Source organism: Geodermatophilus sp. SYSU D01180 (genome assembly GCF_054050415.1).
Genome location: NZ_JBJGZH010000008.1, coordinates 36,078 through 62,924 on the forward strand (window position 1 = coordinate 36,078; position 26,847 = coordinate 62,924).

Consider the following 26,847-nt stretch of genomic DNA (forward strand, 5'->3'; position numbering starts at 1 on the left):
CGGTGGGTGGTGGGCTCGCCGGGCGGTGATCTGGCGCACCACGCCCCGGCCGGGCCAGGATGCCAGTCGTGGCCGACGACGGATCCCCCGCCCCGGACGGCGAGCGGCCGCTGCGGGTCGCCGTCGTCGGCGCCGGCCCGGCCGGCATCTACGCCGCCGAGACGCTGACCCGCCGCGCACCGGTCCCGGTGACCGTCGACCTGCTCGACCGGCTGCCCACCCCGTTCGGCCTGGTCCGGCACGGCATCGCGCCCGACCACCCGAAGATGCGCGCGATCCGCGACACCCTGCACCGCGCGCTGGACGACCCCGGCGTGCGGTTCGTCGGCAACGTCGAGGTGGGCACCGACGTCTCGCTCGAGGAGCTGCGCGCGCACGTCGACGCCGTCGTCTACACCTACGGGGCGGCGCTGGACCGGGCGCTGGCGATCGAGGGCGAGGACCTCACCGGCAGCCTCGCCGCCACCGACCTGGTCGCCTGGTACTGCGGCCACCCCGACGCCCAGCGCGCGAGGGTGGAGGCGGCGCTGGCGGGCGCGCGGCGGGCCGTCGTCGTCGGCGTCGGCAACGTGGCCCTCGACGTCGCCCGCGTGCTCTCCCGCTCCCCGCAGGAGCTCGAGCCCACCGACATGCCCCAGCACGTGCTCGACACCCTCGCCGCGACGCCGGTCGAGGAGGTCACCGTGCTCGGCCGCCGCGGTCCGGCGCAGGCGTCGTTCACCACGATGGAGCTGCGCGAGCTCGACGGGCTCGAGCGGACGACCGTGCTCGTCGACCCGGCCGACCTCGACCTCGACCCGGCCGCCGAGGAGCGCCTGGCCGGCGACCGCAACGCCAGCCGCAACCTCGCCGTCCTGCGCGAGTGGGCCGGCCACCGGCCCGAGCCCGGCCGCGGCCGGCTGTGGCTGCGCTTCTACCGCCGGCCGGTGCGCATCCTCGGCACCGGCCGGGTCACCGGCATCGAGGTGGAGCGCACCGCCGTCGACGGCGACGGGCGGGCCGTGGGCACCGGCGAGACCGAGGTGCTGCCCACCGACCTCGTCGTCCGCTCGGTCGGCTACCGCGGGCAGGGCCTGCCCGGCCTGCCGGTCGACCCGCGCACCGGCACCGTGCCCAACGAGGAGGGGCGGGTGCTGCGCGACGGCGCCCGCTCCCCCGGCGAGTACGTGGCCGGGTGGATCAAGCGCGGGCCCACCGGCGTCGTCGGTACCAACAAGCACGACGCCCGCGAGACCGTGGCCTCGCTGCTGGCCGACGCCGAGGCCGGGGTGATCGGCGCGCACGGCGACCGCGACGACCTGGTGCGCACGCTGCGCGCCCGCGGCGCCGAGCCGGTGCTGCTGGAGGACTGGCGGGCCATCGACGCCGCCGAGGTCGCGCTGGGCGCCACCCGCGGCCGCGCCCGGACCACGCTGCACGAGCGCGAGTCCCTGCTGGCCGCGGTGCGGGCGGCCGCCGCGCGCTAGTCCCGCACGGCGGCGATCAGGTCCCGCGCGCCCTGCGTCGACGCCGCCGCGACGAACCGGATCAGCGTCTCGGTGTCCGGCCGCAGGCGGAGCGGGTCGCCGTCCGGGGTCAGCGCCACCCCGCCGGCGGCGGCGAGCGCGGCCAGCCCGCCGGCGACGTCGTGCACGTGCGTGCCGCTGCGGTCCAGGTCGTGCCAGGCGCCGGCCGACCCGTCGGCGACCAGGCACAGGTCGACGGCGGTGCAGCCGGTGACCCGCACGCGGTGCGCTGTCGCGGGCACCCGCACGGTCCGGCCCGACGGCGCGACGACGGTGCTGCCCTCCCGCACCCGCGCCGGCACGCCGTCCCGCTGCGCGCCGGTGTCCGCGGTCCCGGCCCAGCGGCGCCCCGAGGACAGGTCGACGACGAGCCCGGCCACCGCCCTGCCGCGGTGCACCAGCGCCGCCGAGAACGCCCACGGCGGCAGGCCGGCGCGGAAGTTGCCGGTGCCGTCGAGCGGGTCGAGCACGATCCACGGGTCGTCGTCGGACACGGCGGGGTCGGGCCGCTCCTCCGACAGCACGGGCACGCCGAGCGGGGCCAGCGTCCCGGCCGCGGCGGCGTGCGCGGCCTCGTCGGCGGCCATCGACCAGCTGCCGTCGTCCTTGCGCCGGTCGCGGCCGGTGTCGCGGGCCAGCGCCACGGCCACCTCGACCCGCGTCGCGGCCAGCGCGGCCAGGTGCGCGAACCGCGCGGTCAGCGGCGCGTCGTCCGGCGGGGGCGCCACCTCGACCACCCGGCCGGTGCCGGCGTCGCGGACCTGCGAGCAGCCCCAGGCCGCGGCGACGGCGAGCAGCGCGGACCGGCCGGTGACGTGCGTGGAGCGGTGCACGACGACGGCCTCGGTCGTGCCCTCGTCGGTCCAGCGGCGCCGCAGGTGCGCGGCGGCGTCGTCGCCGACCAGCAGCCGGGCGCCGGGGTCGAGCAGCTCGGGCGCCAGGGCCGCCGGGCCGACGCCCAGCAGCCGGGCCGCGGCGCGCAGGTCCTCCCCCGACGCCGCCACCCGCATCGTGTCCGCCACGGTCCCCCCGCCGTCAGTGCTCCCCCGGCACGGTAGGCCACCGGCGGGCGCGGGGTAGGGCGCCACGGTGACGGCCCCCGCGCGCACCTCCCTCGACGACGTCGACGTCGTGTTCCTCGTCCACCGGGAGGCGCCGGAGATGCTCGCCCGGCACCACGCCGCGGTGGCGGCGGCGACGGGACGGGGGTGGCGGGGCCGGGCGCTGCTGGTGGAGAACGCCGCCGCACCGGCGACCTCCGCGGCCGCCCGCGCCCTCCTGCGCGACTGCCACCCCGACGCCGAGCACCGGGTGCTGTCCTCCCCGCGCAACCTCGGCTGGGCGCGCGCCGTGGACCTCGCCCTCGACGCCTGCGCCGGCCGCTACGTCGCGCTGGTCAACTCCGACGGCGAGCCCGACCCCGGCACGCTGCGCCGGCTGGCCGCGGTCCTCGACGCCGAGCCGCGGGCGGTCTGGGCCGCGCCCGCGGTGCACGGCCCCGGCGAGGACGACGACCCGCCCGGACCGCCGTTCCCGGCCGAGGAGCTGGCCGGCACCGCGCTGGTCGTGCGCCGGGCGGAGTTCCTCGCCGCCGGCGGCTTCGACCCCCTGTACTTCTTCTACAACGAGGACCGCGACGCCTCCCGGCGGCTGCGCGCGGCCGGGCACCTGCTGCTGCGGGTGCCCGACACCGTCTTCCGGCACGGCAAGGGCGGGCGCACCGCCCGCGGGGTGTTCCTGCGCGAGTGGCACTACGCCCGCACCGTCCAGGTGCTCCTCCCCCAGCACGCCGACCGGCCGGTCCGGGAGACGGCGGCCTTCCTCGCCCGGCGGGGACGCCCGGTCCTCGAGCACCTCCGCGACGGCGACGCCCCCGGCGCCGCGGGCATCGCGCTGGCACTGGCCGAGCTGCCGCGCGGGCTGGTGATGGCCGCCGCCCGGCGCCGCCGCCCCTGGGACGGCGCCCGGCTGGCCGCCTGGCTGGACCGCCACCGCCTGCCGGTGACGGAGCTCGGCCCGGGTCGCTGAGCCCTCCCGGCTCAGCCCGAGTTCCGCAGCGCCGTCGCGATCCCGTTGATCGTCAGCTGGATGTTGCGCCGCACCAGCTCGTCGTCGTCCCCGGTCCGGCGCCGGCGCAGCATCTCCACCTGCAGGTGGTGCAGCGGCTCCAGGTAGGGGAACCGGTTGCGGATCGACCGGGCCAGCGACGGGTTGTCGGCCAGCAGGTGGTCGTCACCGGTGACCGCGAGCAGCACCCGGCAGGTGCGCTCGTGCTCGGCGGTGATCTGGTCGAACACCCGCGCCCGCAGCTCCTCGTCCGGCACCAGCCCCGCGTAGCGGGCGGCGAGGTCGAGGTCGGTCTTGGCCAGGACCATCCCCATGTTCGACAGGACCGTCCGGAAGAACGGCCACCGCCGGTGCAGCTCCTGCAGCCGGGCCAGCCGCGCCGGGTCGTCCCCGATCCAGGACTCCAGCGCCGACCCGGTGCCGTACCAGCCGGGCAGCATGATCCGCGCCTGCGACCAGCTGAACACCCACGGGATGGCCCGCAGGTCGGCGATCCGGTCACCGGCCTTGCGCGAGGGCGGGCGGCTGCCGATGTTCAGCTCGGCCAGCTCGCGGATCGGCGTCGCGGCGCGGAACCACTCCACGAACCCCGGGGTCTCGTGCACCAGCGCCCGGTAGGCCGCCTGCGCGCGGGCGGCGAGGTCGTCGAGCAGCGCGTAGGCGTCCTCCGCGCCGTCGCCGAGGCCCTCGACGTCGAGCAGCGTGGCCTCCAGCGTCGCCGCCACCAGCGCCTCGAGGTTGCGGCGGGCGAGGTCGGGCTCGCCGTACTTGGCCGCGATGACCTCGCCCTGCTCGGTCAGCCGCAGCGCGCCGGCCACCGCGCCGGGCGGCTGCGCGCGGATCGCCTCGTAGCTCGGGCCGCCGCCGCGGCCGACGGTGCCGCCGCGGCCGTGGAACAGCCGCAGCCGGATCTCCTCGCGCCGCGCCACCTCGACCAGCGCCAGCTCGGCCCGGTACAGCGCCCAGTTGGCGGCGAGGTAGCCGCCGTCCTTGTTGCTGTCGGAGTAGCCGAGCATGACCTCCTGCGCGTCGCCGCGGTTGGCGACCAGCGCCCGGTACACCGGCTGGGCGAGGACGGCGGTCATCGTCTCCCCGGCGCCCTGCAGGTCGGCGATCGTCTCGAACAGCGGCGAGATGCCGACCGGGCAGGTGGGGCCGTCCTCGCCGTCGGGGTCGAGCAGGCCGACCTCCTTGAGCAGGACGGCGACCTCCAGCACGTCGCTCACCGACTCGCACATGCTGATCACGTAGTTCGGGATCGCCCGCGGGCCGAGCAGCGCGACCTGCCCGGCGGCGGCCTCCAGCAGGTCCAGCTCCCCGCGGGCCAGCTCCGACAGCTGCGCACCCGGGCGCACCAGCGGCCGGCGCATCCGCAGCTCCCCGGCCAGCAGCTCCACCCGCGCGGCCTCGTCGAGGGCGGCGTAGTCGGGACAGACGCCGGCCCAGGCCAGCAGCTCGGCGAGGACCTCCTCGTGGACCGAGGAGTTCTGCCGCATGTCCAGCCCGGCGAGGTGGAAGCCGAACACCTCGACGGCGTCGCGCAGCCGGGCCAGCCGGTCGTCGGCCAGCGCGCCGGCGCCGTGGCTGCGCAGCGAGGCGTCGACGACGGCGAGGTCGGCGAGCAGCTCGTCGGGGGTGTCGTAGGGGTCGAGCTCGGCGATCGGCGGCACGCCGGGCACCCGCCCGAGGACCCGCTTCGCCGTGGCGGCCAGCCGGGCGTGCACGCCGTTGAGCGCCCGCCGGTAGGGCTCGTCGGCGCGGAACGGCGAGTCGTCGCGGGAGGCCTCGGCCAGGTGCGCCAGCTCGGGCGTCGGCGTGACCAGCCGGTCGGACATCGACAGCTCGCGGTACAGCTGCACCAGCTCGCCGAGGTGGTGGGCCAGCGCGGTCTCGGCCTGCCGGGTGCTGGCCCGGCGGACGGCGTCGGCGGTGACGAACGGGTTGCCGTCGCGGTCGCCGCCGATCCACGAGCCCGGCTGCAGCACCGGCTGCGTCGGCAGGCCGGCGTGCGGCCAGCGCTCCCGCAGCGCGCGGCGCAGGTCGGCGTTGATCTCGGGCACCACCCGGAACAGCGACAGGTCGTAGTAGCGCAGCGCCTCGTCGATCTCGTCGGCCAGCCGCAGCCGGGACAGCCGCAGCAGCGCCGTCTGCCAGAGGGTGAGCACCGCCCGCTCCAGCTGCGCCGACCAGGCGGCCTCGTCCACCTCGCCCGGCGCCATCCGGTCGCGCTCCCGGATCAGCTCGGTGACCTCCTGCTGCACCTGCGAGATCGTCCTGCGGCGCACCTCGGTGGGGTGCGCGGTGACCACCGGGACCACCAGCGCGCCGGCCAGCTCCCGCGCGACGACGTCGGGGTCCAGGTCCGCCCGGTCCAGCAGCGCGAAGGTGGCCGCGAGGCTGCCCGGCTGCGGCGGCGACCCGGCCCGGCGGTGATGCCGGCGGCGGCGCTCGTGGTGCAGGTCCTCGGCCAGGTTGGCCAGCAGCGAGAAGTGGCTGAACGCGCGGATGACGTGGTTGGCCGCGCGGACGTCGAGGTCGCCCATGCGGGCGGCGACCTCCGCCCGGTCGGTCTCGGAGCGGCGGAGCGCGAAGGCCTGCACGCGCGTGGACTCGACCAGGTCCAGGACGTCGTCGCCGCTCTGCTCCCGGATCACCTCGCCGAGGACCCGGCCGAGCAGCCGGATGTCCTCGCGCAGCGGGGCGTCGTCGGCCCGGCCGTCCCCCTCGGGGTCGCGCCCGGGCAGGCGCAGGTCGGCGACGTCGACGGTGGCTTCCGACATGCGGGCAGTATCGGCCCCCGATGTGACGGGCGGGTGTCCCGGGGGAAGCTCCCCCGCGTGCTGACGCTGCGCGCCACCCCCGCCGCCCCCGCCCCCGCCGGCCACGGGGAGGGCCCCACCTGGGACGACGCCCGCTCCGAGCTGCTCTGGGTCGACATCAGCGCCGGTCAGGTCCGCCGGGCGGTCCTCGACGGCGACAGCCTCGCCGACGCCGGCTCGCTGCACGCCGGCGACACCGTGGGCGCCGTCGTCCCGGCCGCCGGCGGCGGGTGGCTGGCCGCCGCCGGCGCCGGGTTCACCCACCTCGCCGACGACGGCACCGCGCGGGTGCTGCTGGAGCTGGCCGGCGAGGGCGGCGGCCCGGACGACGGCGGCACCCGCATGAACGACGCGAAGTGCGACCGCGCCGGCCGGTTCTACGCCGGGACGATGGCCTTCGACCAGCGCCCCGGCGCCGGCACCCTCTACCGGCTGGACACCGACGGCACCGTCACGACCGTCCGCGACGGGCTGACCGTCTCCAACGGGCTGGGCTGGTCGCCCGACGACCGCACCGTCTACCTCGCCGACTCCGGCCCCGGCCTGGTGCACGCCTTCGACCACGACCCGTCCTCCGGCGCGTGGAGCCGCGGGCGGGTGCTGCTGGAGACCGGCGGCCCCGACGGCGTGGCCGACGGGCTCACCGTCGACGACGAGGGCTGCCTCTGGACGGCGATGTGGGGCGGCGGCCAGGTGCGCCGGTGGTCCCCGGAGGGCGAGCTGCTCGCCGTCGTCGAGGTGCCGGTGGCCCACACCTCCAGCTGCGCCTTCGCCGGACCCGACCGCGGCCTGCTGGTCATCAGCACCGCGCACGGCGACGGCGACGAGGCCGAGGCGGGGCGGCTGTTCACCGTCCGGCCCGGCGTCACCGGCGCGCCGGCCAACCCCTACCGGGGCCCGCTCGCCGGCCTCCGCCAGGCGGACTAGCTGTCCTGGAGGAGCGCCAGCGCGGCGGCGGCGAGCCGGTCGCCGGCCGCGGCGCCCCGCTCGAACTCCTCCGCGGCGCCGGGCAGGTCGCCGCGGTCGGCCAGCAGCACGCCGAGGTTGTGGTGGCAGTACGCGTCGCCGGCCTGGATCCCGGCGCGGTAGGCCTCCTCGGCGGCCTCGTCGTCGGCGAGCAGCTCGCGGTAGAGGTTGCCCAGCGGCAGCCACGCCACCTGCTCGCCGAGCTTGGCGCCGCGCTCGAGCACCGAGCGGGCCTCCTCCGGGCGGCCGGTCTGCAGCAGCAGCGCGGCCAGGTCGGCGCGGGCGGCCGCGAAGTGGGCGGCGCCGGCGCGCAGCCGGTCCTCCAGCGCCGGGTCGAGGGTCGCGCACCACTGCCAGCAGGCGGCGACGGCGTCGGCCTCGGCGTCGCCGCTCGCGGCCAGCTCCTCGGCGACGGACAGGGCCTGGTCGCGCTCCCCCTGCTCGCGCAGCAGGAAGGCCAGCTGCAGGCCGCCCTCGGTGTCGCCCGCGTCGGCGGCACCGCGGTAGGCGGCCATGGCCCCCGCGAGGTCGCCGAGCTGCTCGAGCACCAGCCCGAGGTTGCGCCAGGCGTCGTCCTCGCCGCCGGCCAGGGCCACCTCGTAGGCCTCGGCGGCCTCGGTCCAGCGCTCCTGCGCGGCGAGGCTGTTGCCCAGGTCGTAGTAGCCGGTGACGTCGCCGAGCTCGGCCGCGCGGCGGAAGCACCACTCGGCGTCGGTCTGCCGGCCGGCGTCGGCGAGGTCGCAGCCCAGCTCGATCAGCTCGTCGGCGTCCTCGGAGGCCTGCAGCCGCCAGAGGCGCGCGTCCAGGTCCTCGGTCATGGCGCCGATGATGGCCGCGCTGACCTGGGCGCACGCCCTCCGCAGGGGTGAGGTCACCCCAACGTGTCCGGTGCTCGTCCGGGCGGGTGTCCCCCCGCCCGGTGCTCAGGCCTGCCCGGCCCGCAGGGCCTCCCGCAGCTTGGTCTTCCCGCTGGTCCGGAGCAGGGCGCCGGAGTACACCCGGCCGCCCAGCCGGACCACCAGCGCGATCGCCACGAGCATGAGGACGACGGCCAGGCCGACCTCCCAGAGCGCGACGTCGCCGGCCGCCTGGCGCACCGGCATGACCATCGGCGAGAGCCCCGGCACGTAGGAGGTCACCGCGGCCAGCGACCCGTCCGGGTCGCTCGCCGCCTGGACGGCGACGATGAACCCCGCGACCAGCACCAGCGACGCCGGGGTCAGCACGCTGCCGAGGTCCTCCTGCCGGCTCACCAGCGAGGCGGCGACGGCGAACAGCGAGGCGTAGAGCGCGTAGCCGAGGACGAACCAGAACAGCAGCCACAGCACGGTGCCCACCAGCTCGCCGGGCAGGTCGACCACGTCGAAGGCCAGCGCGCCGCCGACCCCGATCGCGGCGATGACGGCGATCTGCGCGAGGCCGAGCACGCCGAGGCCGAGGATCTTCCCGGCCAGCAGCTGCCACGGCCGCATCGTGGCCAGCAGCAGTTCCACCACCCGGCTGGACTTCTCCTCGACGACGCCCTGCGCGACGAACTGGGCGAAGAGGATGAGCAGGCTGTAGAGCACGACGACGCCGACGATCGCGACCACCACGTTCTGCCCGTCGCCGTCGTCGTCGAGCGCGGTCACCGACAGCTGCGGCAGGTCGGCGGGGTCGACGCCGGCCTGGGCGAGCACGTCGGTGAGCGCGACCGCCCCGACCGCGCCGGACACGACCGCCTCCAGCGTCGTGTCGGGCTCGCGGACCACCAGCTCGGGGGCGGCGGCCGCGCCGACCAGGGCGCTGTCGACCTCCTCGGTCTCGACGGCGGCGCGCGCGGCGTCGTCGGTGTCGAACCGGACCACCTCGAGGTCGACGCCGAGCGCCTCGCCCTGGGCCTCGAGGGCCTGGCCCACCTGCCCGGGGTCGCCGACGACCCCGACCCGGCTGGTGTCCTCGCCGGAGTTGACGACGACCTGGAAGACCAGCACGCCGAGGATCAGCACGATCATCAGCACCGAGCTGGCGATGAACGTCTTGTCGCGGATGCGGGTGGAGACCTCGCGGGCGGCGACCAGGCGGACCAGCCGCCCGCTGGACAGCGGCGCGGTCACGCGGCCACCTCCTCGCGCCGGGCGGCCTGCTGCGCCGGGTCGGCGACGGCCTCGCGGAACAGCTCGACCAGCGTGGCCTCCCGCCAGGCGAAGTGGGTGACCCGGCCGGTGCCCAGGGCGGCGGCGAGGACCTGCTGGTCGTCGGCGTCCGCGGCCAGCTCCAGCAGCGTGTCGCCGGCCTGCTCGGAGACGACCCGGACGCCGGGCACGGCGGCGGCCCAGCCGGGCGCGGCGTCGGGGACGACGACCCGCAGCAGCCGGCCGGCCTCCCGGCGGCGCAGCTCCTCGACGGTGCCGGTGGCGACCATGCGGCCGCGGGCGAGGATGCCCACCGAGTCGCACAGCCGCTCGACCAGGTCGAGCTGGTGGCTGGAGAACACGACCGGCACCCCGGCCCGGCACTGCTCGAGCAGCGCCTCGGCCAGCGCGTCGACGCCGACCGGGTCGAGGCCGCTGAACGGCTCGTCGAGGATCAGCACCTCGGGCCGGCTGACCAGCGCGGCGGCCAGCTGCACCCGCTGCTGGTTGCCCAGCGACAGCTTCTCGACGGGGTCGCCGCGGCGCCCGCCCAGGCCCAGCCGCCCGGACCACTCGTCGGCGGCGCGGGCCGCGGCGGCGGCGTCCATGCCGTGCAGCCGGGCGAAGTAGGCCAGCTGCTCGCCGACCCGCATCTTCGGGTAGAGCCCGCGCTCCTCCGGCATGTACCCGATGCGCCGCCGGGTCTCCTCGTCCAGCGGCCGGCCGCGCCAGCGCACCTCGCCCGCGTCGGCCCGGGCCAGGCCCATGGCGATGCGCATGGTCGTCGTCTTCCCGGCCCCGTTGGACCCGCAGAAACCGAACATCGAGCCGGGGGCGACGGCGAAGCCGACGCCCTCCAGCACGCGGTTGTCGCCGTAGCTCTTGTGGAGCCCGTCGAACTCGAGCACTGCCCCTCCGATCCAAGATCCCCGTGCGCGCCGACGCTATCGGGCGGGACAACGACGTCCCGGCAGCGAGCGGGGACGTCGTCCGCCGCGCGCGGCCCCCACTGCTGCGCCCGGGGCTGGCACCGTCGGGCCGTGGACCGGGACGACGGACTGCGCCTGACCCTCCGCCGCGTGCTGAGGGCGCCCCCCGGGCGGGTGTTCCGCATGCTGACCGAGCCGGGCGAGCTCGCGCGGTGGTGGGGGCCGCGGGGGTTCACGCTGCCCGGCGCCGAGGTCGACCTGCGGGTGGGCGGCCGCTACCGGTTGACGATGCGGCCGCCGGGCGCGGCCCCGTTCCACCTGACCGGGCGGTTCCTGGCCGTCGACCCGGGACGCGGGCTCTCCTACACCTTCCGGTACGAGGAGCCCGCGCCCGACGACCGGGAGACGGTGGTGACGCTCGTCCTCGCGGCCCGCGGCGGGGAGACCGTGCTGTCCCTGACACAGGAGGGGTTCGCCACGCGCGAGCGGGAGGACCTGCACCGGGCCGGCTGGTCGGACAGCCTCGACCGGCTGGAGGAGGCCCTCGCGGCCGGGCCGGGCTGAGCGGGTCCCGGGCGGCCGGGGCGGCCCGCCGCCGGCGCGCGGCTCCCCTCGCGCTCCGGCCCCCGCTGCGGTGTCATCAGGCCCATGAGCCAGGAGAACGTCCCCGCCAGCCCGCCGACGGGCGTCGGGCTGGACGGGCTGCGCCGCGCGGCGGCCGGCTGCCGGGCCTGCGAGCTGTGGGAGCCGGCGACCCAGACGGTGTTCGGGGAGGGTCCGGAGACCGCGCGGATCGTGTTCGTCGGCGAGCAGCCCGGTGACCAGGAGGACCGCAGGGGCGAGCCGTTCGTCGGCCCGGCCGGCCGGCTGCTGGACCGGGCGCTGGCCGACGCCGGGATCGAGCGGAAGGACGCCTACGTCACCAACGCGGTCAAGCACTTCCGCTTCACGCCGACGCCCAAGCGGCGGATCCACCAGTCGCCGGGCGCCGAGCACCTGCGCGCCTGCCGGCCGTGGCTGGAGGCGGAGTTCGAGGTGCTCAAGCCCGAGGTCGTCGTCTGCCTGGGCGCGACGGCGGCCAAGGCGCTCATCTCGCCGTCCTTCCGGATCACCCAGGAGCGCGGGAAGCTCATGCCGTGGACGCCGCCGGGCGTCGCGCGCGCCGAGGCCAGCGACGACGAGCCGGAGGAGGACGCCCCCGCCCAGACCTGGATGCTCGCGACCGCGCACCCCTCGGCGATCCTGCGGACGCCGGACGAGGCCCGTGCCGCGGCCTTCGACGCGCTGGTCGCGGACCTCCGCGTCGTCGCCGGCGCCCTCGCCTAGACGACGACCCGGGACGCCCGGAACAGCCGGAACGAGGGCACCAGCAGCGCGACCACCACCATCGCGACGACGACGATGACGCCGCCGGAGACCATGGCGACGCCGACGCCCGCCGCGCTGGCCACCGCGCCGGCCCGCAGGTCGCCCAGCCGCGGCCCGCCGGCCACCACGACGATGAACACGCCCTGCATCCGCCCGCGCATCTCGTCGGGCGCGGCGGTCTGCAGCATCGACGAGCGCAGCACCGCGCTGACCATGTCCCCGGCCCCGGCGACGGCGAGGAAGAACACCGCCAGCCACAGCGACTGCGCGAGCCCGAACCCGATGATCGCCAGGCCCCACACGACGATCGCGGCGAGCACCACCGCGCCCTGCCGGTCGACCCGCGACACCCAGCCGGAGGTCAGGCCCATGAGCAGCGCGCCGATGGAGATGCCGGCGAACAGCCACCCGTAGGCGTTGGCCGAGCCCGCGTAGCGGTCGGCGGCCAGCTCGGGGAACACCGCCTGCGGCCAGGCGAACAGCATCGCGATCACGTCGACGACGAACGTCATGAGCAGCACCGGCTGGGTGCGCAGGAAGGCGAAGCCCTCCCCCACCCCGCGGACGGCGGCGCCCAGCCGCAGCGGCCCGGTGTTCCCGCCCGGCGGCAGCGGCGGCAGGCCGCGCACCAGGACGACGGCCACCAGCAGCGTGACGGCGTCGACGGCGTAGGCGACGAACAGGTCGCCCAGGGCGATGAGCAGGCCGGCGACCAGCGGGCCGACGATGACGCCGACCTGCCGCACGGTCATCGCCAGCGCGTTCGCCGCCGCCACGCCCCCCGGCCCGACCAGCGCGGGGATCACCGCGCTGCGGGCGGGCTGGTTGACCGCGGTGAACCCGGAGACCGCGGCCACGAGCACCCACAGCAGCCAGAGGTCGCCACCGCCGGGCAGCAGCGCCTGGAGGGCCAGCAGCGCGCTGGTCACCGCCGAGCCGACGCCCGTGACGAGCATCAGCTTCCGCCGGTCCATCGCGTCGGCGATCGCCCCACCGAGCAGGCCGAAGACCACCAGCGGCACCAGGGACACCATCGACGTGACGCCGACCAGCAGCGAGTCGCGGGTGATCGCGTACACCTGCACCGGGACGGCGACCAGCGTCATCTGCTGGCCGACCGTCGTCGCGGTCAGCCCCCAGAACAGCCGCCGGTAGCCGGGGTTGCGCAGCGGGCTGGTGTCCAGCGCCCAGCCGCGGCGGCGTGCGCGGCCCCGCTGCAGGGGCCTGCGCCGGGCCTGCGAGGTGCGGGGGGCAGCGGGGTCCTCCGTCACGGGGCGAGCCGCTGGAGGATCCAGCCGCCCCCCTCCTCGTCGTCGCGGACGAAGCGCAGCCGGTCGTGCAGCCGCCCGGGCCCGCCCTGCCAGAACTCGACGGTCTGCGGCACCACGCGGTAGCCGCCCCAGGCCGGCGGCCGCGGCACCTTCTCCGTCGTCGTCTCCTCGTCGAGCAGCCGCACCCGCGCCTCGAGCTCCTCCCGGGAGTCGACGACGGTGGACTGGACCGAGGCCACGGCGGCCAGCTGGGCCTCCCGCGGGCGGGGGTCCCACAGGTCGTCGGAGGCGGCCTCGCCGACCCGCTCGACGGTGCCGGTCACCCGCACCTGCCGCTGCAGCGCGTGCCAGGGGAAGACGAGCGCCGCGCGGGGGTTGGCGGCCAGCTGCGCGCCCTTGGTCGAGGCGTAGCTGGTACCGAAGACGAAGCCGGCCTCGTCGTAGCCCTTGATCAGCACGACCCGCGCGTCGGGGGCGCCGTCGGCGTCGGCCGTGGCCACGACCACCGCGTTCGGGTCGGGGACGTCGGCGGCGACGACGTCGCGGAACCAGGCGTCGAACTGCTCGACCCAGGTGGGCGCGAGGTCCTCCTCGCGCAGCCCCGGGCGGTCGTAGTCCCTGCGCATGCGGGAGAGGTCGGCCACCCCGCCATGCTGACACCGCGCCGGGGACCGGGCGCCGGGCGGCTCCCGCTGGGCGGCAGCCCCGGATGGAACGGAGGCGGCCGCGGGGCCTAGTGTCGCGGTGCAGTCGTGCGCCGCTGAACGTGCGGGCACGAGGTCCGCGCGCGCAGAGGAGCATGCGAGATGGCCGACGACTTCGTACCCGGCCTGGAGGGCGTCATCGCCTTCGAGACCACGATCGCGGAGCCCGACAAGGACGGCGGGTCGCTCCGCTACCGCGGGGTCGACATCGAGGACCTGGTCGGGAAGATCACCTTCGGCAACGTCTGGGCGCTGCTGGTCGACGGCAAGTTCGGCCCCGGCCTGCCCCCGGCCGAGCCGTTCCCGATCCCGGTGCACAGCGGCGACGTCCGCGTCGACGTCCAGGCCGCGCTGGCGATGCTCGCCCCGTTCTGGGGCTACCGCCCGCTGCTGGACATCAGCGACGAGGAGGCCCGCGACCAGCTGGCCCGCGCCGCGGTCATGGCGCTGTCCTACGTCGCCCAGTCCGCCCGCGGCATCGGCGTCCCGGCCGTGCCGCAGAGCCGCATCGACGAGGCCTCGACGATCGTCGAGCGGTTCATGGTCCGCTGGCGCGGCGAGCCCGACCCCCGCCACGTCGCCGCCGTCGACGCCTACTGGACGTCGGCCGCCGAGCACGGCATGAACGCCTCCACCTTCACCGCCCGCGTCATCGCCTCCACCGGCGCCGACGTCGCCGCCGCGATGTCCGGCGCGATCGGCGCGATGTCGGGCCCGCTGCACGGCGGCGCCCCCTCGCGGGTGCTGCACATGCTCGACGGCGTGGAGCAGTCCGGCGACGCGGAGAAGTACGTCAAGGACCTGCTGGACCGCAAGGAGCGCCTGATGGGCTTCGGGCACCGGGTCTACCGGGCCGAGGACCCCCGCGCCCGCACGCTGCGCAAGGCCGCGAAGGAGCTCGGCGCCCCGCGCTTCGAGGCCGCGCTGGCGCTGGAGAACGCCGCGCTCAAGGAGCTGCGCGAGCGGCGCCCGGACCGGCCGATCGAGACCAACGTCGAGTTCTGGGCGGCGATCGTCCTCGACTTCGCCGAGGTCCCGAGCCACATGTTCACGTCGATGTTCACCTGTGCCCGCACCGCCGGCTGGTGCGCGCACATCCTGGAGCAGAAGCAGACCGGCCGCCTCGTGCGCCCGTCGGCCCGCTACGTCGGGCCCGCCGCGCGCAAGCCCGAGGAGGTCGACGGCTTCGACACCATCACGGTCAAGGCCGTCAACGAGGCCGCCCCCGCCTGATCCGCGGCCGCACCGCCCGTCGAGGAGCACCCACCGGCATGAGCACCACCATCCCCGCCGACCTGCTGCCCGCCGACGGGCGGTTCGGCTGCGGCCCGTCGAAGGTCCGCCCGGAGGCGCTGCGGGCGCTGGCCACCGACGGCGCGGCGCTCATGGGCACCTCGCACCGCCAGGCCCCGGTCAAGGGCCTGGTCCGGCAGGTCCGCGAGGGGCTGGCCCAGCTGTTCGACCTGCCCGACGGGTACGAGGTCGTGCTGGGCAACGGGGGCTCCACGGCCTTCTGGGACGCCGCCGCGCTCGGGCTGGTCCGGCGGCGCAGCGCCCACGGCACCTACGGCGAGTTCTCCGCGAAGTTCGCCTCCGCGGTCGCCGAGGCGCCGTTCCTCGAGGAGCCGGTCGTCACGCGCGGGGAGCCGGGCACGCTGGCGCTGCCGGCGGCACAGGAGGGCGTCGACGCCTACGCGTGGGCGCACAACGAGACCTCGACCGGGGTCATGGCGCCGGTGGTGCGCCCGCACGGCGCCGACGACGACGCGCTCGTGCTGGTCGACGCCACCAGCGGCGCCGGCGGGCTCCCGGTCGACGTCGCCGAGGCCGACGCCTACTACTTCGCGCCGCAGAAGTCCTTCGCCTCCGACGGCGGGCTCTGGATCGCGCTGATGAGCCCGGCGGCGCTGGAGCGGGTGGCGGAGGTCAAGGCGTCGGGGCGGTGGATCCCCGGGTTCCTGGACCTGTCGATCGCCGTGGACAACTCCACCAAGGACCAGACCTACAACACCCCCGCCGTCGCGACGCTGTTCCTGCTCGCCGACCAGGTCCGCTGGATGCTCGGCCTCGGCGGGCTCTCCGGCGCCGTCGCCCGCAGCCGGGAGTCCTCGAGCCGGCTCTACGGGTGGGCGGAGAAGACGCCCTACACGACGCCGTTCGTCGCCGACCCGGAGCAGCGCAGCCTCGTCGTCGGCACGGTGGACTTCGACCCGTCCGTCGACGCCGCCGAGGTCGCGAGGGTGCTGCGGGCCAACGGCGTCGTCGACGTCGAGCCCTACCGCAAGCTCGGCCGCAACCAGCTGCGGGTCGGCATGTTCCCCGCCGTCGACCCCGACGACGTCAGCGCGCTGACCGCCTGCATCGACTTCGTCGTCGAGCGCTTGTAGCGGTGCTTTCCGCCCCCCTGCAGGGGCCCGCCGCGAGCGTGCGAGCGGTGGGGGGCAGGGGGGTCCTCACTCAGCGGGCCTGCTCGCCGTCGGCCGGCTGGACGGCGGTGCTCGGGAAGTCCCGCAGGTCGCCGGACGGGCGGCGGTCCCAGCTGCGGAAGGTCAGGTCCGTCTGCAGGTAGAGCGCGATCAGCTCGGCGGTGCTGCGGATGCCCTCGAGGTGGGTGCGCTCGTTGCCGTGGCTGCCGTCGATGCCGAACCCGATGAGCGCGGCGCGGGTGTTGGCGCCGGCCTCCAGCGCCGAGGCGGCGTCGGAGCGGTAGTACTTGTAGACGTCGCGGCGGTGCGGCACCTCGTGCACCCGGCACAGGTCGATCAGGTGCCGGGTCAGGTGGTAGTCGAACGGCCCGGTCGAGTCCTGCATCGCGATGTTCACGCACTGCTCGGACGACGCCTGCCCGGGCGCGACCACCGAGGTGTCGATGGAGACGAGCTCGGCGACGTCGGCGTCCAGGCCGTGGCTGGCCCCCAGGCCGACCTCCTCGGCGATGGTGACCAGCAGGTGCGCGGTCACCGGCACCTGGATGCCGGAGTCGATGATCGCCTTGAACGCGCCCAGCGCGGCGGCGATGCCGGCCTTGTCGTCGAGGTGGCGGCTGTTGACGAAGCCGCTGGAGGTGATCACCGGCTGCGGGTCGATGGCCACGAAGTCGCCGACCTGGATGCCCAGGCGCTCGAGGTCGGCGCGGCTGTGCACCACCTCGTCGACCCGGACCTCGACGTGGTCCCAGCCCACGCCCTGCTCGTCGACCTCGTCGCCGAAGCGGTGCCCGCTGGCCTTGTTGGGCAGGATCGTCCCGGTGTGCCGGTAGTCGCCGGACACGTCGTCGGAGAAGATGATCACCCGCGCGCCCTCGGCGAAGCGGGCGCTGTGCGTGCCCACCGGCACGATCGCCAGCCGGCCGTTGTCCTTGAGCCCGCTGACCATGCAGCCGATCGTGTCGGCGTGCACCACCACGGTCCGGTCGGCGCCGGGCGAGGCGCTGGGCAGCTCGGCCAGCAGCGCGCCGCGGCGGGTGACCTCGAAGTCCATGCCCAGGGCGCGCAGCTCACCGCCGATGAGCTGCATCACGTGGTCGGTGCGCCCGGAAGGGCTCGGGATGTCGAGCATCTCCAGCAGCACGCGCTGGACGTAGTCCATGTCGATGGGCAGGCGCTTCTGTCCCGCGTCGACCGGACTCGGCAGGAAACGGGGGTTGAGCTCGCCGTCGTCGCGGACGAGGCCGGCGTCGTCCCGGGGACCGGTCAGCATGGAGGTCGAGTCTAAGGCGGTCCCGGCGGACGCCCCCGCGGCCCGCCACGCCGGAGCACGTCCGGCACGGACCCGGCTGCCGCGGATAGCCTCGCGCGTGGTCCCCTGTGACGAGGGGTCCCCGTCGTCCCGCCGTCCGCCCGAGGAGGTCCCGTGCGCTCGCTGCGTCTCGTGGGCCTGTCCGACGACGGCCGCAGCCTGGTCCTCGCCCTCGACGGCGGGGACGGCGACGAGGGCGAGCGCTTCGAGCTGCCGATCGACGACCGGGTGCGCGCCGCGGCCCGCGGGGACACCCGCCGGCTGGGCCAGATGGAGTCCGACGGCGGCCTGTCGCCGCGGGTGATCCAGTCCCGCATCCGCGCCGGCGAGACCCCCGAGCAGGTCGCGGCCGCCTCGGGCACCCGGGTGGAGCGGATCATGCGCTTCGCGCACACGGTGCTGCAGGAGCGCGCCCGCATGGCCGAGCAGGCCCGGCAGGCCCGGGTCCGGCTGTCGGAGGGCACCTCCGGCGAGCCGCTGCAGCAGTTCATGGCCGAGCGGCTGCGGCTGCTCGGCGCCGACCTCGACGCCGTCCGCTGGGACGCCGCCCGCTCCGAGGACGGCACCTGGGTGGTCACCGCCGCCTGGCGCGCCGGGACCAAGGAGGGCACCACGCAGTGGGCCTACGACCTCGCCGGCCGCGCGGTCAGCCCCCTGGACGCCGCCACCCGCGACTTCGCGGAGGGCACCCGGCTGGTCCGCGTGGTCCCCGGGGTGCCCGCCGAGCGGCCGGCGCTGCCCGTGCACCGCAGCGCCGCCGCCCCCGAGCGGCCGGCCGCCGAGCGGCCCACCACCGAGCGGCCCGTCCCGCCGGCCGACGAGCCGCGCACCGGCCCGGGCGAGCGGCGCACCGACCCCGCCGAGGACGAGGACGTCTCCGAGCACGACACCGTCGTCCTGCGCACCGGCGAGTCCGACGGCGAGGACGAGGACCCGCGCGCCCGGGTGCCCGCCTGGGAGGACATCGTCTTCGGGGTCCGCCGCAACCGCTGAGCAGTACGCTCGCCGCTCCGGACCGACGTGTCCGTCCGGGGGGCCTCGGGTACGTCGTCCACAACCGAACGACTGCGGGAGTGGAGCGCACCATGTCGATGTCCGTGTCGATGCCCCTGGGCGGAGTCCAGGTCGGGTCGTACGACAGCTACCAGGCGGCGCAGGCCGCGGTGGACCACCTCTCCGACGAGAGGTTCCCCGTCGAGAACGTGACGATCATCGGGTCGGACCTGCGGATGGTGGAGCGGGTGACCGGGCGGCTCACCTGGGGCCGCGCGATCGGCGCGGGTGCCGCGGGCGGCGCCTGGTGGGGTCTGTTCGTCGGCCTGCTTCTGGGCATCTTCGCCCCCGACGGCACCAGCTGGATCAGCTCGGTGCTGACCGGCCTGCTCATCGGCCTCGCGTTCGGCGCCCTGTTCGGTGCCATGGGTTACGCGGCCACCCGCGGCCAGCGCGACTTCACCAGCGTCTCGCAGGTCACCGCGAGCCGGTACGACGTCATGTGCGACCCCTCCCGCGCCGAGGAGGCCCGCGCCATCCTGGCCCGCTGGTCGCTGCGGAGCTAGCGCAGCGTCGCGAACGCGACGGCGGCCGCGGCGGCGACGCCGAGGGAGTCGACCCCGGCGCGCATGGGGATCCGGGCGCGCACCCGGGCGGCCGCCTGCGCCTCCGGGGTGAGCCCGGGCCCCTCCGCCCCGAGCAGCACCGCGGTGCGCGGGTGCGCCCGCGGGTCCACCTCCCCCAGGTCCACCGCGTCCGCGGCGGGGGTGAGCGCGACGGTGAGGTAGCCGGCCGCGTGCAGCCGCTCGAGCCCGGCCGGCCAGTCGGGCAGGACGGCGAACGGCAGCGCCAGCACGTGCCCCATCGAGACCCGCACCGCGCGCCGGTAGAGCGGGTCGGCGCAGCGCGGGTCCAGCAGCAGCCCGTCGACGCCGAGGGCCACGGCCGAGCGGGCGATCGAGCCGAGGTTCTCGGCGTCGTTGAGCGCCTCGAGCACCGCCAGCCGCCGCGGCGCCGCCGGGTCCGGCCCGGCCAGCAGCGCGCCGACGTCGGCCGGCGGGCGGCGGTCGGCCGAGGCCAGGACGCCGCGGGTCAGCCGGAAGCCGATCAGCTCCGACAGCGCCCACTTGTCCATCTCGTAGGCCGGCACGCCCGCGGGCAGGCCCAGCTCGGCCAGCCGCCCGGGCACGCCGAGCACCGCCCGCACCCGGTACGGCGAGGCCAGCAGCCGCTGCACCGCCGGGACGCCCTCGACGATCACCGGGCCGGTCCCCCGCACCCGCCCGGCCGGCCGGTCGCCGGCGTGCAGGTCGCGGAAGTCGGCCACCCGCTCGTCGGCGACGTCGGTGATCAGCGCGCTCACGCCCCGATCCTCCCCGAGCGGTCCGCGCCGCCTGCCCGCAGGATCCAGTGGTGCCCAACGGAACCGTCGTCGTCGGAGCCGGGATCGCCGGCGTGGCCTGCGCCCGCGCGCTCGCGGACGCGGGCGTGCCGGTGCAGGTCCGCGACCGCGGCCGCCGTCCCGGGGGCCGCATGGCGTCCCGGACGCTGGCCGGCCGGGTCACCGACCTCGGCGCCTCCTACCTGACCGCGCGGGCCGGGACGCCGTTCGCCGCCGTGGTCGAGGACTGGGTGGCCCGCGGGCTGGCCCGGCCGTGGACCGACACCTTCGCCGTCGCCGGGCCCGACGGGATCCGCGACAGCAGCAGCGGCCCGGTCCGCTACGCCGCGCCCGGCGGGCTGCGCTCGCTGGTCGCCGACCTAGCCGCCGGCCTCGACGTCGTCCAGGAGTCCGCGGTGGAGCGGGTGGAGCCCGGCGCCCGCGTCGACGGCGCGGAGGTGCCCGCCGCCGTCCTGGCGCTGCCCGACCCGCAGGCCCGCCGCCTGCTGCCGCCGGACCTGGCCGCCCGCCTGCTCGGCGAGGAGGGCGCCCACCCCTGGCAGCCGACGCTGGCCGTGGCGCTGGGCTGGGACGGGCGCCGGTGGCCGGCCGACCTGCACGGCGCCTTCGTGCACGACGACCCGGTGGTCGAGTGGGTCGCCGACGACGGCGACCGGCGCGGCGACGGCGCCCCGGTGCTGGTGGCGCACACGACGCCGGGCACCGCCGCCGCGCACCTCGACGACCCCGGCCGGGCGGCGCCGGGGGTCACCGCCGCCGTGTGCCGCGCGCTCGGCATCGACGCCCCGCCGGCCTGGACGCACGTGCACCGCTGGACGTTCGCCAAGCCGGCCGCGCCCCGCGAGGAGCCGTTCGGGCTGGCCGAGGGCGTCGGCGTCTGCGGCGACGGGTGGCGGGCGCCGTCGAAGGTGGAGAGCGCCTGGACCAGCGGGCACCTGCTCGGCGCCGCGCTGGGCGGGCGCTGAGTGCCCGCGGGCCTCGCCCCTCCCCCGGGCCCGGCCGACCAGGCGGCCGAGGAGGAGCGCTCGGACGGGTCCCCGGCGCGGGCCGGCCTGCGCGGCATCGTCCTGCCGGCCGCGGTGGCCGTCGCCATCGGCACCCTGCTGGTCGCGGTCTACCTGGCCGCCTTCCCCACCGCTGCACCGCACGACCTGCCCGTGGGCATCGCCGGCCCGGCCGCCGAGGTGGACGCCGTCCGGCAGGCGGTGGCCGAGGCGCGGCCGGGCGCCGTCCGGTTCATCGGCCTGCCCGGTCCCGGGGCCGCCGAGCGGGCGGTGACCTCCGGTGACGTGTACGCGGCCCTGGTGCTGGGGCCGCCGGGCCCGGCCCTGCTGGTGGCCGGGGCGCACGGCCGGGCGGTGACGCAGGACCTGACCGAGGTCCTCGTCCCGGCGGTGTCCGCGCGGGCCGGGGCCCCGCCCGCGGTCACCGACCTCGCGCCGCCGGCGGCCGGCGACCAGCGGGGCCGGGCGATCGACCACCTCGCGTTCGGCGTGGTGCTCGGGGGCTTCCTGTTCGGCATCACCAGCTACCAGGTCGCCCCGCGGCAAGGGCTGGGGCTGCGGCTGCTCAGCGCCGTCCTCTTCGCCGCCGTGGCGGGGCTGGCCGGCGCGCTGCTGGCCGGCCCGGTCTTCGCCGCCCTGCCCGCCGGGTCCTGGCCGGTGGCCGGGCTCGTCGGCCTGCTGGCCCTGGCGTGCGGCTGCGCGGCCGCGCTGGCCCTGCGCCTGCTCGGCGGCGCTGGCACCTTCGTCGCCACCGCGGTGCTGCTGACCGTCGGCGCCGCGACCAGCACCGGCAGCTTCCCCGCCGAGTACCTGCCCGGCTGGCTCGAGCCGCTGGCGTCCGTCCTGCCGCCCGGCGTGGCGGTGCGGGCGCTGCGCGGCCTGGCCTACCTCGACGGGGACGGCGTGGCCCGCGCCGTGTGGGTGCTGGGGCTGTGGTGCGCCGTCCCGCTGCTGCTCATCGCGCTGGTCGACGCCGCCGCCCGCCGCCCCTGACCCCTCCCGCGCGCCGGGCCGTTGACGCCGCCTGACGAACTCATCTAGCGTTGAGTTCATCAGGCGTTGAGTTCTCGCCACTCGGGAGGCCGACATGACCGACGCCGTCACCGTCACCGACCTCGTCGTCGACCGCGGGCGCCGCCGGGTGCTGCACGACCTGTCGTGCGCGGTCCCCGCCGGGCGGGTCACCGGGCTGCTGGGACCCAGCGGCAGCGGGAAGACGACGCTCATGCGCGCGCTGGTCGGCGTCCAGAGGGTCCGCTCGGGCTCGGTGACCGTGCTCGGCGAGCCCGCCGGCTCCCCCGGCCTGCGCCGGCGGGTCGGGTACGTCACCCAGGCGCCGAGCGTCTACGCCGACCTGACCGTGCGGGAGAACGCCCGCCACTTCGCCGCCCTGTACGGCCGCGGCGCCCGGGCGGCCGACGACGCGCTGGCCGCCGTCGGCCTGACCGACGCCGCCGGGCAGCTGGTCGGCGACCTCTCCGGCGGCCAGCGCGGCCGGGCGTCGCTGGCCTGCGCGCTGGTGGGCGAGCCGGAGCTGCTGGTCCTCGACGAGCCGACCGTCGGCCTGGACCCGGTGCTGCGCGTGGAGCTGTGGGACCGGTTCCACGCCCTCGCCGCGGCCGGCACCACCCTCGTCGTCTCCAGCCACGTCATGGACGAGGCCGGGCGCTGCGACCGGCTGCTGCTGCTCCGGGAGGGCCGGCTGCTGGCCGACTCCACGCCCGCGCGGCTGCGCGCCGACTCCGGCACCGACGACCTCGAGGAGTCCTTCCTCCGCCTCGTGCGGGCGCAGCAGCAGGAGGTGGCGGCGTGAGCGCCCCGACCGCCGTCCTGAGCCCCCGGCTCACCGGCGCGATCACCGCCCGGGTGCTGCGGCAGCTGCGGCACGACCACCGCACCATCGCGATGATGGTGCTGCTGCCCAGCCTGCTGCTCGGGCTGCTGTACCTGCTCTGGCGGGACGTGCCCGCGCTGCCCGGTCAGCCGAGCGTCTTCGACCGGGTCGGGCTGACCATGCTCGGCGTCTTCCCGTTCGTGGTGATGTTCCTGGTCACCAGCATCGCGATGCTGCGGGAGCGGACCTCGGGCACGCTCGAGCGGCTGCTCACCACCCCGCTGTCCCGGCTGGACCTGCTGCTCGGCTACGGCGCCGCGTTCGGCCTGGCCGCCGCGGTGCAGGCGCTGGTCACGGTCACGGTGGCCACCACGCTCTACGACCTCGACATCGCCGGGTCGCCCTGGTTGGTGGTGCTCATCGCCGTCGCCAACGCCGTCCTGGGGGTGGCCCTCGGCCTGCTGGCCAGCGCCTTCGCCCGCAGCGAGTTCCAGGCCGTGCAGTTCATGCCGGTGATCGTGCTGCCGCAGTTCTTCCTCTGCGGGCTGCTGGTGGCCCGCGAGCAGATGGCCGGCTGGCTGCAGGCGATCAGCGACGTGCTGCCGCTGACCTACGCGGTGGAGGCGCTGCAGGAGGTCGGGCGGTCGGCGGCCGAGACGGGGACGATGTGGCGGGACGTCGGCATCGTGGCCGGCGCGGCCGTGCTCGCCCTCGCCCTGGCGGCGGCGACCCTGCGGAGGAGGACCAGCTGACGGCAGCACGGCGCCCCGGACGGCGCCCCGGCAACCCCGACACCCGGGAGGCGGTGCTGGCTGCGGCCCGCACCGCCTTCGCCGAGCGCGGGTACGACGGCGCCTCGATCCGGGCCATCGCCGCGGCCGCGGGCGTCGACCCCGCACTGGTGCACCACTACTTCGGCACCAAGGACGCGCTGTTCCTCGCCGCCGTCGAGGCCCCGGCCGACCCCGAGGACTTCCTGCCGGAGGTGCTGGCCGTCCCGGTGGACGCCCGCGGCGAGGCGGTGGTCCGCATGGTGCTGCGGGTGTGGGACGGCCCCGCCCGCCCGGGGATCCTCGCGCTGGTCCGCTCGGCGGTGAACCACGAGTGGTCGGCGCGGCTGCTGCGCGAGTTCGTGCTGGCGAAGGTCATCCGCCGGGTCATCGGCTCCATGGACATGCCGGTGGCCGAGCGCGACACCCGCGGCGCCCTGGTCGCCTCCCAGGTGATCGGCCTGGTGATGACCCGCTACGTGCTCCGGCTGGAGCCGCTGGCCTCGGCCGCCCCGGAGGACCTGGCCGCGGCCGTCGGCCCGACCGTCCAGCGCTACCTCACCGGCGAGGTCGCCCTCCCCGGCCGGCGGGACTAGCGCGCCACCCGGGCCAGCTGCCGGGCCTGCGCGACCAGCCGCCCGGTGGAGTCCCAGATCCGGCACTCCTCGTCCGACCAGCCGCCGGTGACCTCGGTGGACCGGGACTCGAGGACGCACCAGCCCGGCGCCGGGAGCGCGCGCACCAGCACCTGCAGCTGCACGGTGGGCGCCCAGCCGGGCTTCCCGACGGCGAACGCGGTGGGCGGCAGCGCGTCGGCGAACAGCAGCAGCGCCAGCGGGTCGGGCTCGCGGCCGTCGGCCAGCCGGATCCAGGCGCGCAGCAGCCGGCGGTCCGAGGGCCGGCCGACGACCCAGCCCGCCGTCGCCGGGTCCAGCCGGGTGTCCAGCTGCCGGGCCAGCCCCACGGCGGGGCCGCCCTCGGTGGTGCGGGTGGCCACGCACTCGTCGGGCGCGGGGAGCTCGGGCGCCGGGTTGACCGTGTAGTCGGCGGCGCCGGTGCCCAGCGTCGCCGTCGTCACCTGGACGGCGAGCGAGGGCCCGGCCGCGCCGGCGAGCAGCACCGTGGAGTGTGCGAGCGTGCGCCCGGCCGGCCCGGCGGCGACCGCGAGGTCGGCCGGCCCGCCCGGGGTGGCCCGCAGGTAGCTCGCCGACAGCGCGACCGGGTGCGGGTGCGGGCTGTCCAGCAGCGCCGCCCGCGCCACGACGGCCAGCAGGTAGCCGCCGTTGAGGACGCCGTTGCCGACGTCCCAGCCCGGGTCCAGCTCGGCCCGGACGCCCCCGCCCTCGGTGCGGGTGACGGCGGTGGCCCGGTCGAAGGCGGACTGCGCGGTGTCGGTCTGCGGCACGCCGGACAGGGTGCCAGGGTGGTCCCCCGTGGAGTACACGCACCTCGGGCGCAGCGGTCTGTCGGTCTCGCGGCTGTGCCTGGGCACGATGAACTTCGGCTGGAAGACCGAGGAGGCCGACGCCCACGCGATCATGGACCGGGCGCACGACGAGGGCGTCAACTTCTTCGACACGGCCAACGTCTACGGCTTCGACGCCGGCAAGGGCCGCACCGAGGAGGTGCTCGGCACCTGGTTCGCGCAGGGCGGCGGCCGCCGCGAGCGGACGGTGCTGGCCACCAAGGTCTACGGCTCGATGAGCGAGTGGCCCAACGACACGTTCCTGTCCGCGCGGAACCTGGTGCGGTCGGCCGACGAGTCGCTGCGCCGGATGCGGACCGACTGGATCGACCTCTACCAGTTCCACCACGTCGACCTCGAGACGCCGTGGGACGAGATCTGGCAGGCCTGCGAGACGCTCGTCGCCCAGGGCAAGGTGCTCTACGTCGGGTCGTCCAACCACGCCGCCTGGCAGCTGGTCGCGGCCAACGAGGCCGCCGCCCGCCGGCACTTCCTCGGGCTGGTCAGCGAGCAGTCGCACTACAACCTGCTCACCCGGCACGTGGAGCTCGAGGTGCTCCCGGCGGCGCGGCACCTCGGCGTCGGCGTCATCCCGTGGAGCCCGCTGGCCGGCGGCCTGCTCGCCGGCGCGCTCGGGCAGCCGGAGGGCACCCGCCGCACGGAGGACCGCCAGCAGCGGCGCATCGAGCGGCACCGCCCGGCCCTGCAGGCCTACGAGGACGCCTGCCGCGAGTGGGGGCTGGCCCCGGCCGACGTCGCGCTGGCCTGGCTGCTGCACCGGGACGGCGTCACCGCGCCGATCGTCGGTCCGCGCACGACGGAGCAGTTCACCGGGTCGCTGGCCGCGCTCGACGTGCGGCTGGAGCAGGCCCAGCTCGACCGCCTCGACGAGGTCTTCCCCGGCTTCAGGCCCGCTCCGATGGAGTACGCGTGGTGAAGGTGCCGAGCGTCTCGTGCCGGCCCGCGGTGCTGCGCACCAGGGTCACCTCCGCCAGGGGCCACTCCGGCCCGCGGTAGCCGGCCAGCCGGGCGGGCAGGTCGCCGTCGGCGGGGCGGCGGGGGTGCCAGCGGCCGAGGGTGAGGTGCGGGCGGAACGGCCGGTCCTCGACCGGCAGGCCCAGCCCGCGGGCGGCGCGGGCCAGCCGCCCGGCCAGGGCGGTCACGACGGCGACGTCGCCGTCCAGCCCCGCCCAGAACACCTGCGGCCGCCGGGCGGACCCGAACCGGCCGGCGCCGGACAGCCGCAACGCCGCCGGCGGCGTGCCGGCGACCGCGGACCCGACCGCGGCGGAGAGCGGGTCCAGCAGCGCCGGCGGGACGGCGCCGAGGAACAGCAGCGTGAGGTGCCAGCGGGCGGGGTCACCCCAGCGCGGTGCGCCGGGGGCCTCGCGCAGCGGCGCGACGGCCGCCGCGAGGGAGTCCCGGGCCGGAGCGGGCGGTGCCACCGCGACGAACAGCCGCAGCGGCGCCGGCGCGCTCAGCGCACCACCAGGCCGGCCCCGGCCAGCGCGGTCTCCACCCGCAGCCGCTCGGCGTCCCGCGCAGCGCCCGGGGGCGTGCCGAGCAGCGTGGTCGGGACCTCGAGGAGTTCCGCGGCCTCGGCGAGCAGGTCGTCGTAGGCGGCGAGGATCCCGCGGCGCCGGGCCATGGGCACCCCGGCCGGGACCCGGGCGACCTGGCGGGACACCCGGCGCAGGTCGGCGGCGACGACCTCGAGCGGCCGGTGCGGCGGCTCCGCCGGCGCCGGGCTCCGACGGCGGAGCGGCGCCGGCACCTGCGCCGACCCGAAGACCACCCTGGCGATCCAGCCGGCGAGCGCGACCGACCCGACCACGCCCGCGACGATCGATCCGAGTTGCAGCAGCGCAGCGGGCATGTCGCCTCCACGGACGACGCGG

The 26,847-nt window shown here is 76.9% G+C and carries 27 protein-coding genes; 15 read left to right on the forward strand and 12 right to left on the reverse strand.

Going from position 1 to position 26,847, the window contains the following annotated elements:
- Positions 1–59: 59 nt before the first annotated feature.
- Positions 60–1,466 (forward strand): FAD-dependent oxidoreductase, encoded by a 1,407-nt coding sequence (locus ACI8AA_RS09520; protein WP_457044227.1) that lies wholly within the window; start codon positions 60–62, stop codon positions 1,464–1,466.
- On the opposite strand, the gene ACI8AA_RS09525 is transcribed toward ACI8AA_RS09520, so the two are convergent.
- Positions 1,463–2,527, reverse strand: coding sequence for an inositol monophosphatase family protein (locus ACI8AA_RS09525; protein WP_457044228.1), 1,065 nt, complete (start codon positions 2,525–2,527; stop codon positions 1,463–1,465). The genes ACI8AA_RS09520 and ACI8AA_RS09525 overlap by 4 nt on opposite strands.
- A 67-nt stretch (positions 2,528–2,594) precedes the next feature.
- On the opposite strand from ACI8AA_RS09525, the gene ACI8AA_RS09530 reads away from it, so the two are divergent.
- Positions 2,595–3,533, forward strand: a complete 939-nt coding sequence (locus ACI8AA_RS09530) for a glycosyltransferase (protein WP_457044229.1) — start codon at positions 2,595–2,597, stop codon at positions 3,531–3,533.
- Between the two features lie 11 nt (positions 3,534–3,544).
- On the opposite strand, the gene ppc is transcribed toward ACI8AA_RS09530, so the two are convergent.
- Positions 3,545–6,352, reverse strand: coding sequence for a phosphoenolpyruvate carboxylase (ppc, locus tag ACI8AA_RS09535; RefSeq protein ID WP_457044230.1), 2,808 nt, complete (start codon positions 6,350–6,352; stop codon positions 3,545–3,547).
- A 57-nt stretch (positions 6,353–6,409) separates the two neighbouring features.
- Here ppc and ACI8AA_RS09540 point away from each other — a divergent pair, with 57 nt between their 5' ends.
- On the forward strand, positions 6,410–7,318 hold the full coding sequence (locus ACI8AA_RS09540; RefSeq protein WP_457044231.1) for an SMP-30/gluconolactonase/LRE family protein: 909 nt from the start codon (positions 6,410–6,412) through the stop codon (positions 7,316–7,318).
- Here ACI8AA_RS09540 and ACI8AA_RS09545 read toward each other — a convergent pair.
- The 3 genes from ACI8AA_RS09545 to ACI8AA_RS09555 all read right to left on the reverse strand — a co-directional run bounded on the left by ACI8AA_RS09545 (position 7,315) and on the right by ACI8AA_RS09555 (position 10,379).
- On the reverse strand, positions 7,315–8,175 hold the full coding sequence (locus tag ACI8AA_RS09545) for a tetratricopeptide repeat protein (RefSeq protein WP_457044232.1): 861 nt from the start codon (positions 8,173–8,175) through the stop codon (positions 7,315–7,317). The two genes, ACI8AA_RS09540 and ACI8AA_RS09545, sit on opposite strands and share 4 nt — an antisense overlap.
- 105 nt (positions 8,176–8,280) lie before the next feature.
- Positions 8,281–9,453: an ABC transporter permease gene (locus ACI8AA_RS09550; protein WP_457044233.1), complete on the reverse strand. Its 1,173-nt coding sequence runs from the start codon at positions 9,451–9,453 to the stop codon at positions 8,281–8,283.
- Entirely contained in the window at positions 9,450–10,379 is a 930-nt protein-coding gene (locus ACI8AA_RS09555; protein WP_457044234.1) for an ABC transporter ATP-binding protein, read from the reverse strand. Before ACI8AA_RS09555 ends, ACI8AA_RS09550 begins: the two co-directional genes overlap by 4 nt.
- A 132-nt stretch (positions 10,380–10,511) precedes the next feature.
- Between ACI8AA_RS09555 and ACI8AA_RS09560 the strand changes: the two genes are divergently transcribed.
- Positions 10,512–10,964: an SRPBCC family protein gene (locus tag ACI8AA_RS09560; protein WP_457044235.1), complete on the forward strand. Its 453-nt coding sequence runs from the start codon at positions 10,512–10,514 to the stop codon at positions 10,962–10,964.
- 84 nt (positions 10,965–11,048) lie between these two features.
- Positions 11,049–11,726, forward strand: coding sequence for a UdgX family uracil-DNA binding protein (locus ACI8AA_RS09565; protein WP_457044236.1), 678 nt, complete (start codon positions 11,049–11,051; stop codon positions 11,724–11,726).
- On the opposite strand, the gene ACI8AA_RS09570 is transcribed toward ACI8AA_RS09565, so the two are convergent.
- Complete coding sequence (locus ACI8AA_RS09570) at positions 11,723–13,039, reverse strand: MFS transporter (protein WP_457044237.1); 1,317 nt, start codon at positions 13,037–13,039, stop codon at positions 11,723–11,725. The genes ACI8AA_RS09565 and ACI8AA_RS09570 overlap by 4 nt on opposite strands.
- Positions 13,036–13,683 carry a pyridoxamine 5'-phosphate oxidase gene (gene pdxH / locus ACI8AA_RS09575; protein ID WP_457044238.1) on the reverse strand — a complete coding sequence of 216 codons (648 nt, stop codon included), beginning with the start codon at positions 13,681–13,683 and terminating at the stop codon, positions 13,036–13,038. The genes ACI8AA_RS09570 and pdxH overlap by 4 nt, the downstream gene beginning before the upstream one ends.
- A 162-nt stretch (positions 13,684–13,845) precedes the next feature.
- Between pdxH and ACI8AA_RS09580 the strand changes: the two genes are divergently transcribed.
- Positions 13,846–14,976, forward strand: coding sequence for a citrate synthase 2 (locus ACI8AA_RS09580; RefSeq protein ID WP_457044239.1), 1,131 nt, complete (start codon positions 13,846–13,848; stop codon positions 14,974–14,976).
- Between the two features lie 38 nt (positions 14,977–15,014).
- A complete protein-coding gene (gene serC, locus ACI8AA_RS09585; protein ID WP_457044240.1) occupies positions 15,015–16,130 on the forward strand; it encodes a phosphoserine transaminase in 1,116 nt (371 codons plus the stop codon).
- A gap of 70 nt (positions 16,131–16,200) precedes the next feature.
- Here the strand turns inward: serC and ACI8AA_RS09590 are convergent, their stop codons facing one another.
- Positions 16,201–17,442 carry an osmoprotectant NAGGN system M42 family peptidase gene (locus ACI8AA_RS09590; protein ID WP_457044241.1) on the reverse strand — a complete coding sequence of 414 codons (1,242 nt, stop codon included), beginning with the start codon at positions 17,440–17,442 and terminating at the stop codon, positions 16,201–16,203.
- Between the two features lie 153 nt (positions 17,443–17,595).
- On the opposite strand from ACI8AA_RS09590, the gene sepH reads away from it, so the two are divergent.
- Together sepH and ACI8AA_RS09600 are read left to right on the forward strand one after the other, a co-directional pair.
- A complete protein-coding gene (gene sepH, locus ACI8AA_RS09595) occupies positions 17,596–18,474 on the forward strand; it encodes a septation protein SepH (protein WP_457044242.1) in 879 nt (292 codons plus the stop codon).
- A gap of 92 nt (positions 18,475–18,566) precedes the next feature.
- Positions 18,567–19,040, forward strand: a complete 474-nt coding sequence (locus tag ACI8AA_RS09600; protein ID WP_457044243.1) for a general stress protein — start codon at positions 18,567–18,569, stop codon at positions 19,038–19,040.
- Here the strand turns inward: ACI8AA_RS09600 and ACI8AA_RS09605 are convergent.
- On the reverse strand, positions 19,037–19,837 hold the full coding sequence (locus ACI8AA_RS09605) for a TrmH family RNA methyltransferase (protein ID WP_457044244.1): 801 nt from the start codon (positions 19,835–19,837) through the stop codon (positions 19,037–19,039). The two genes, ACI8AA_RS09600 and ACI8AA_RS09605, sit on opposite strands and share 4 nt — an antisense overlap.
- Positions 19,838–19,887: 50 nt before the next feature.
- On the opposite strand from ACI8AA_RS09605, the gene ACI8AA_RS09610 reads away from it, so the two are divergent.
- The 5 genes from ACI8AA_RS09610 (at position 19,888) to ACI8AA_RS09630 (ending at position 24,080) form a co-directional block, all read left to right on the forward strand.
- Complete coding sequence (locus tag ACI8AA_RS09610; protein WP_457044245.1) at positions 19,888–20,841, forward strand: NAD(P)/FAD-dependent oxidoreductase; 954 nt, start codon at positions 19,888–19,890, stop codon at positions 20,839–20,841.
- Positions 20,842–21,873: a hypothetical protein gene (locus ACI8AA_RS09615; protein WP_457044246.1), complete on the forward strand. Its 1,032-nt coding sequence runs from the start codon at positions 20,842–20,844 to the stop codon at positions 21,871–21,873.
- Positions 21,874–21,967: 94 nt separating this feature from the next.
- Positions 21,968–22,693 carry an ABC transporter ATP-binding protein gene (locus ACI8AA_RS09620; RefSeq protein ID WP_457044247.1) on the forward strand — a complete coding sequence of 242 codons (726 nt, stop codon included), beginning with the start codon at positions 21,968–21,970 and terminating at the stop codon, positions 22,691–22,693.
- Positions 22,690–23,466 (forward strand): ABC transporter permease, encoded by a 777-nt coding sequence (locus ACI8AA_RS09625; RefSeq protein ID WP_457044248.1) that lies wholly within the window; start codon positions 22,690–22,692, stop codon positions 23,464–23,466. Before ACI8AA_RS09620 ends, ACI8AA_RS09625 begins: the two co-directional genes overlap by 4 nt.
- A gap of 53 nt (positions 23,467–23,519) precedes the next feature.
- A complete protein-coding gene (locus tag ACI8AA_RS09630) occupies positions 23,520–24,080 on the forward strand; it encodes a TetR/AcrR family transcriptional regulator (protein WP_457044249.1) in 561 nt (186 codons plus the stop codon).
- Here the strand turns inward: ACI8AA_RS09630 and ACI8AA_RS09635 are convergent.
- Positions 24,077–24,889, reverse strand: a complete 813-nt coding sequence (locus ACI8AA_RS09635) for a thioesterase family protein (protein WP_457044250.1) — start codon at positions 24,887–24,889, stop codon at positions 24,077–24,079. The genes ACI8AA_RS09630 and ACI8AA_RS09635 overlap by 4 nt on opposite strands.
- A gap of 28 nt (positions 24,890–24,917) precedes the next feature.
- Between ACI8AA_RS09635 and ACI8AA_RS09640 the strand changes: the two genes are divergently transcribed.
- Positions 24,918–25,886, forward strand: coding sequence for an aldo/keto reductase (locus ACI8AA_RS09640; RefSeq protein WP_457044251.1), 969 nt, complete (start codon positions 24,918–24,920; stop codon positions 25,884–25,886).
- On the opposite strand, the gene thpR is transcribed toward ACI8AA_RS09640, so the two are convergent.
- On the reverse strand, positions 25,855–26,430 hold the full coding sequence (gene thpR, locus ACI8AA_RS09645) for an RNA 2',3'-cyclic phosphodiesterase (protein WP_457044342.1): 576 nt from the start codon (positions 26,428–26,430) through the stop codon (positions 25,855–25,857). The two genes, ACI8AA_RS09640 and thpR, sit on opposite strands and share 32 nt — an antisense overlap.
- Positions 26,427–26,825: a hypothetical protein gene (locus ACI8AA_RS09650; protein WP_457044252.1), complete on the reverse strand. Its 399-nt coding sequence runs from the start codon at positions 26,823–26,825 to the stop codon at positions 26,427–26,429. The genes thpR and ACI8AA_RS09650 overlap by 4 nt, the downstream gene beginning before the upstream one ends.
- Positions 26,826–26,847: the final 22 nt, after the last annotated feature.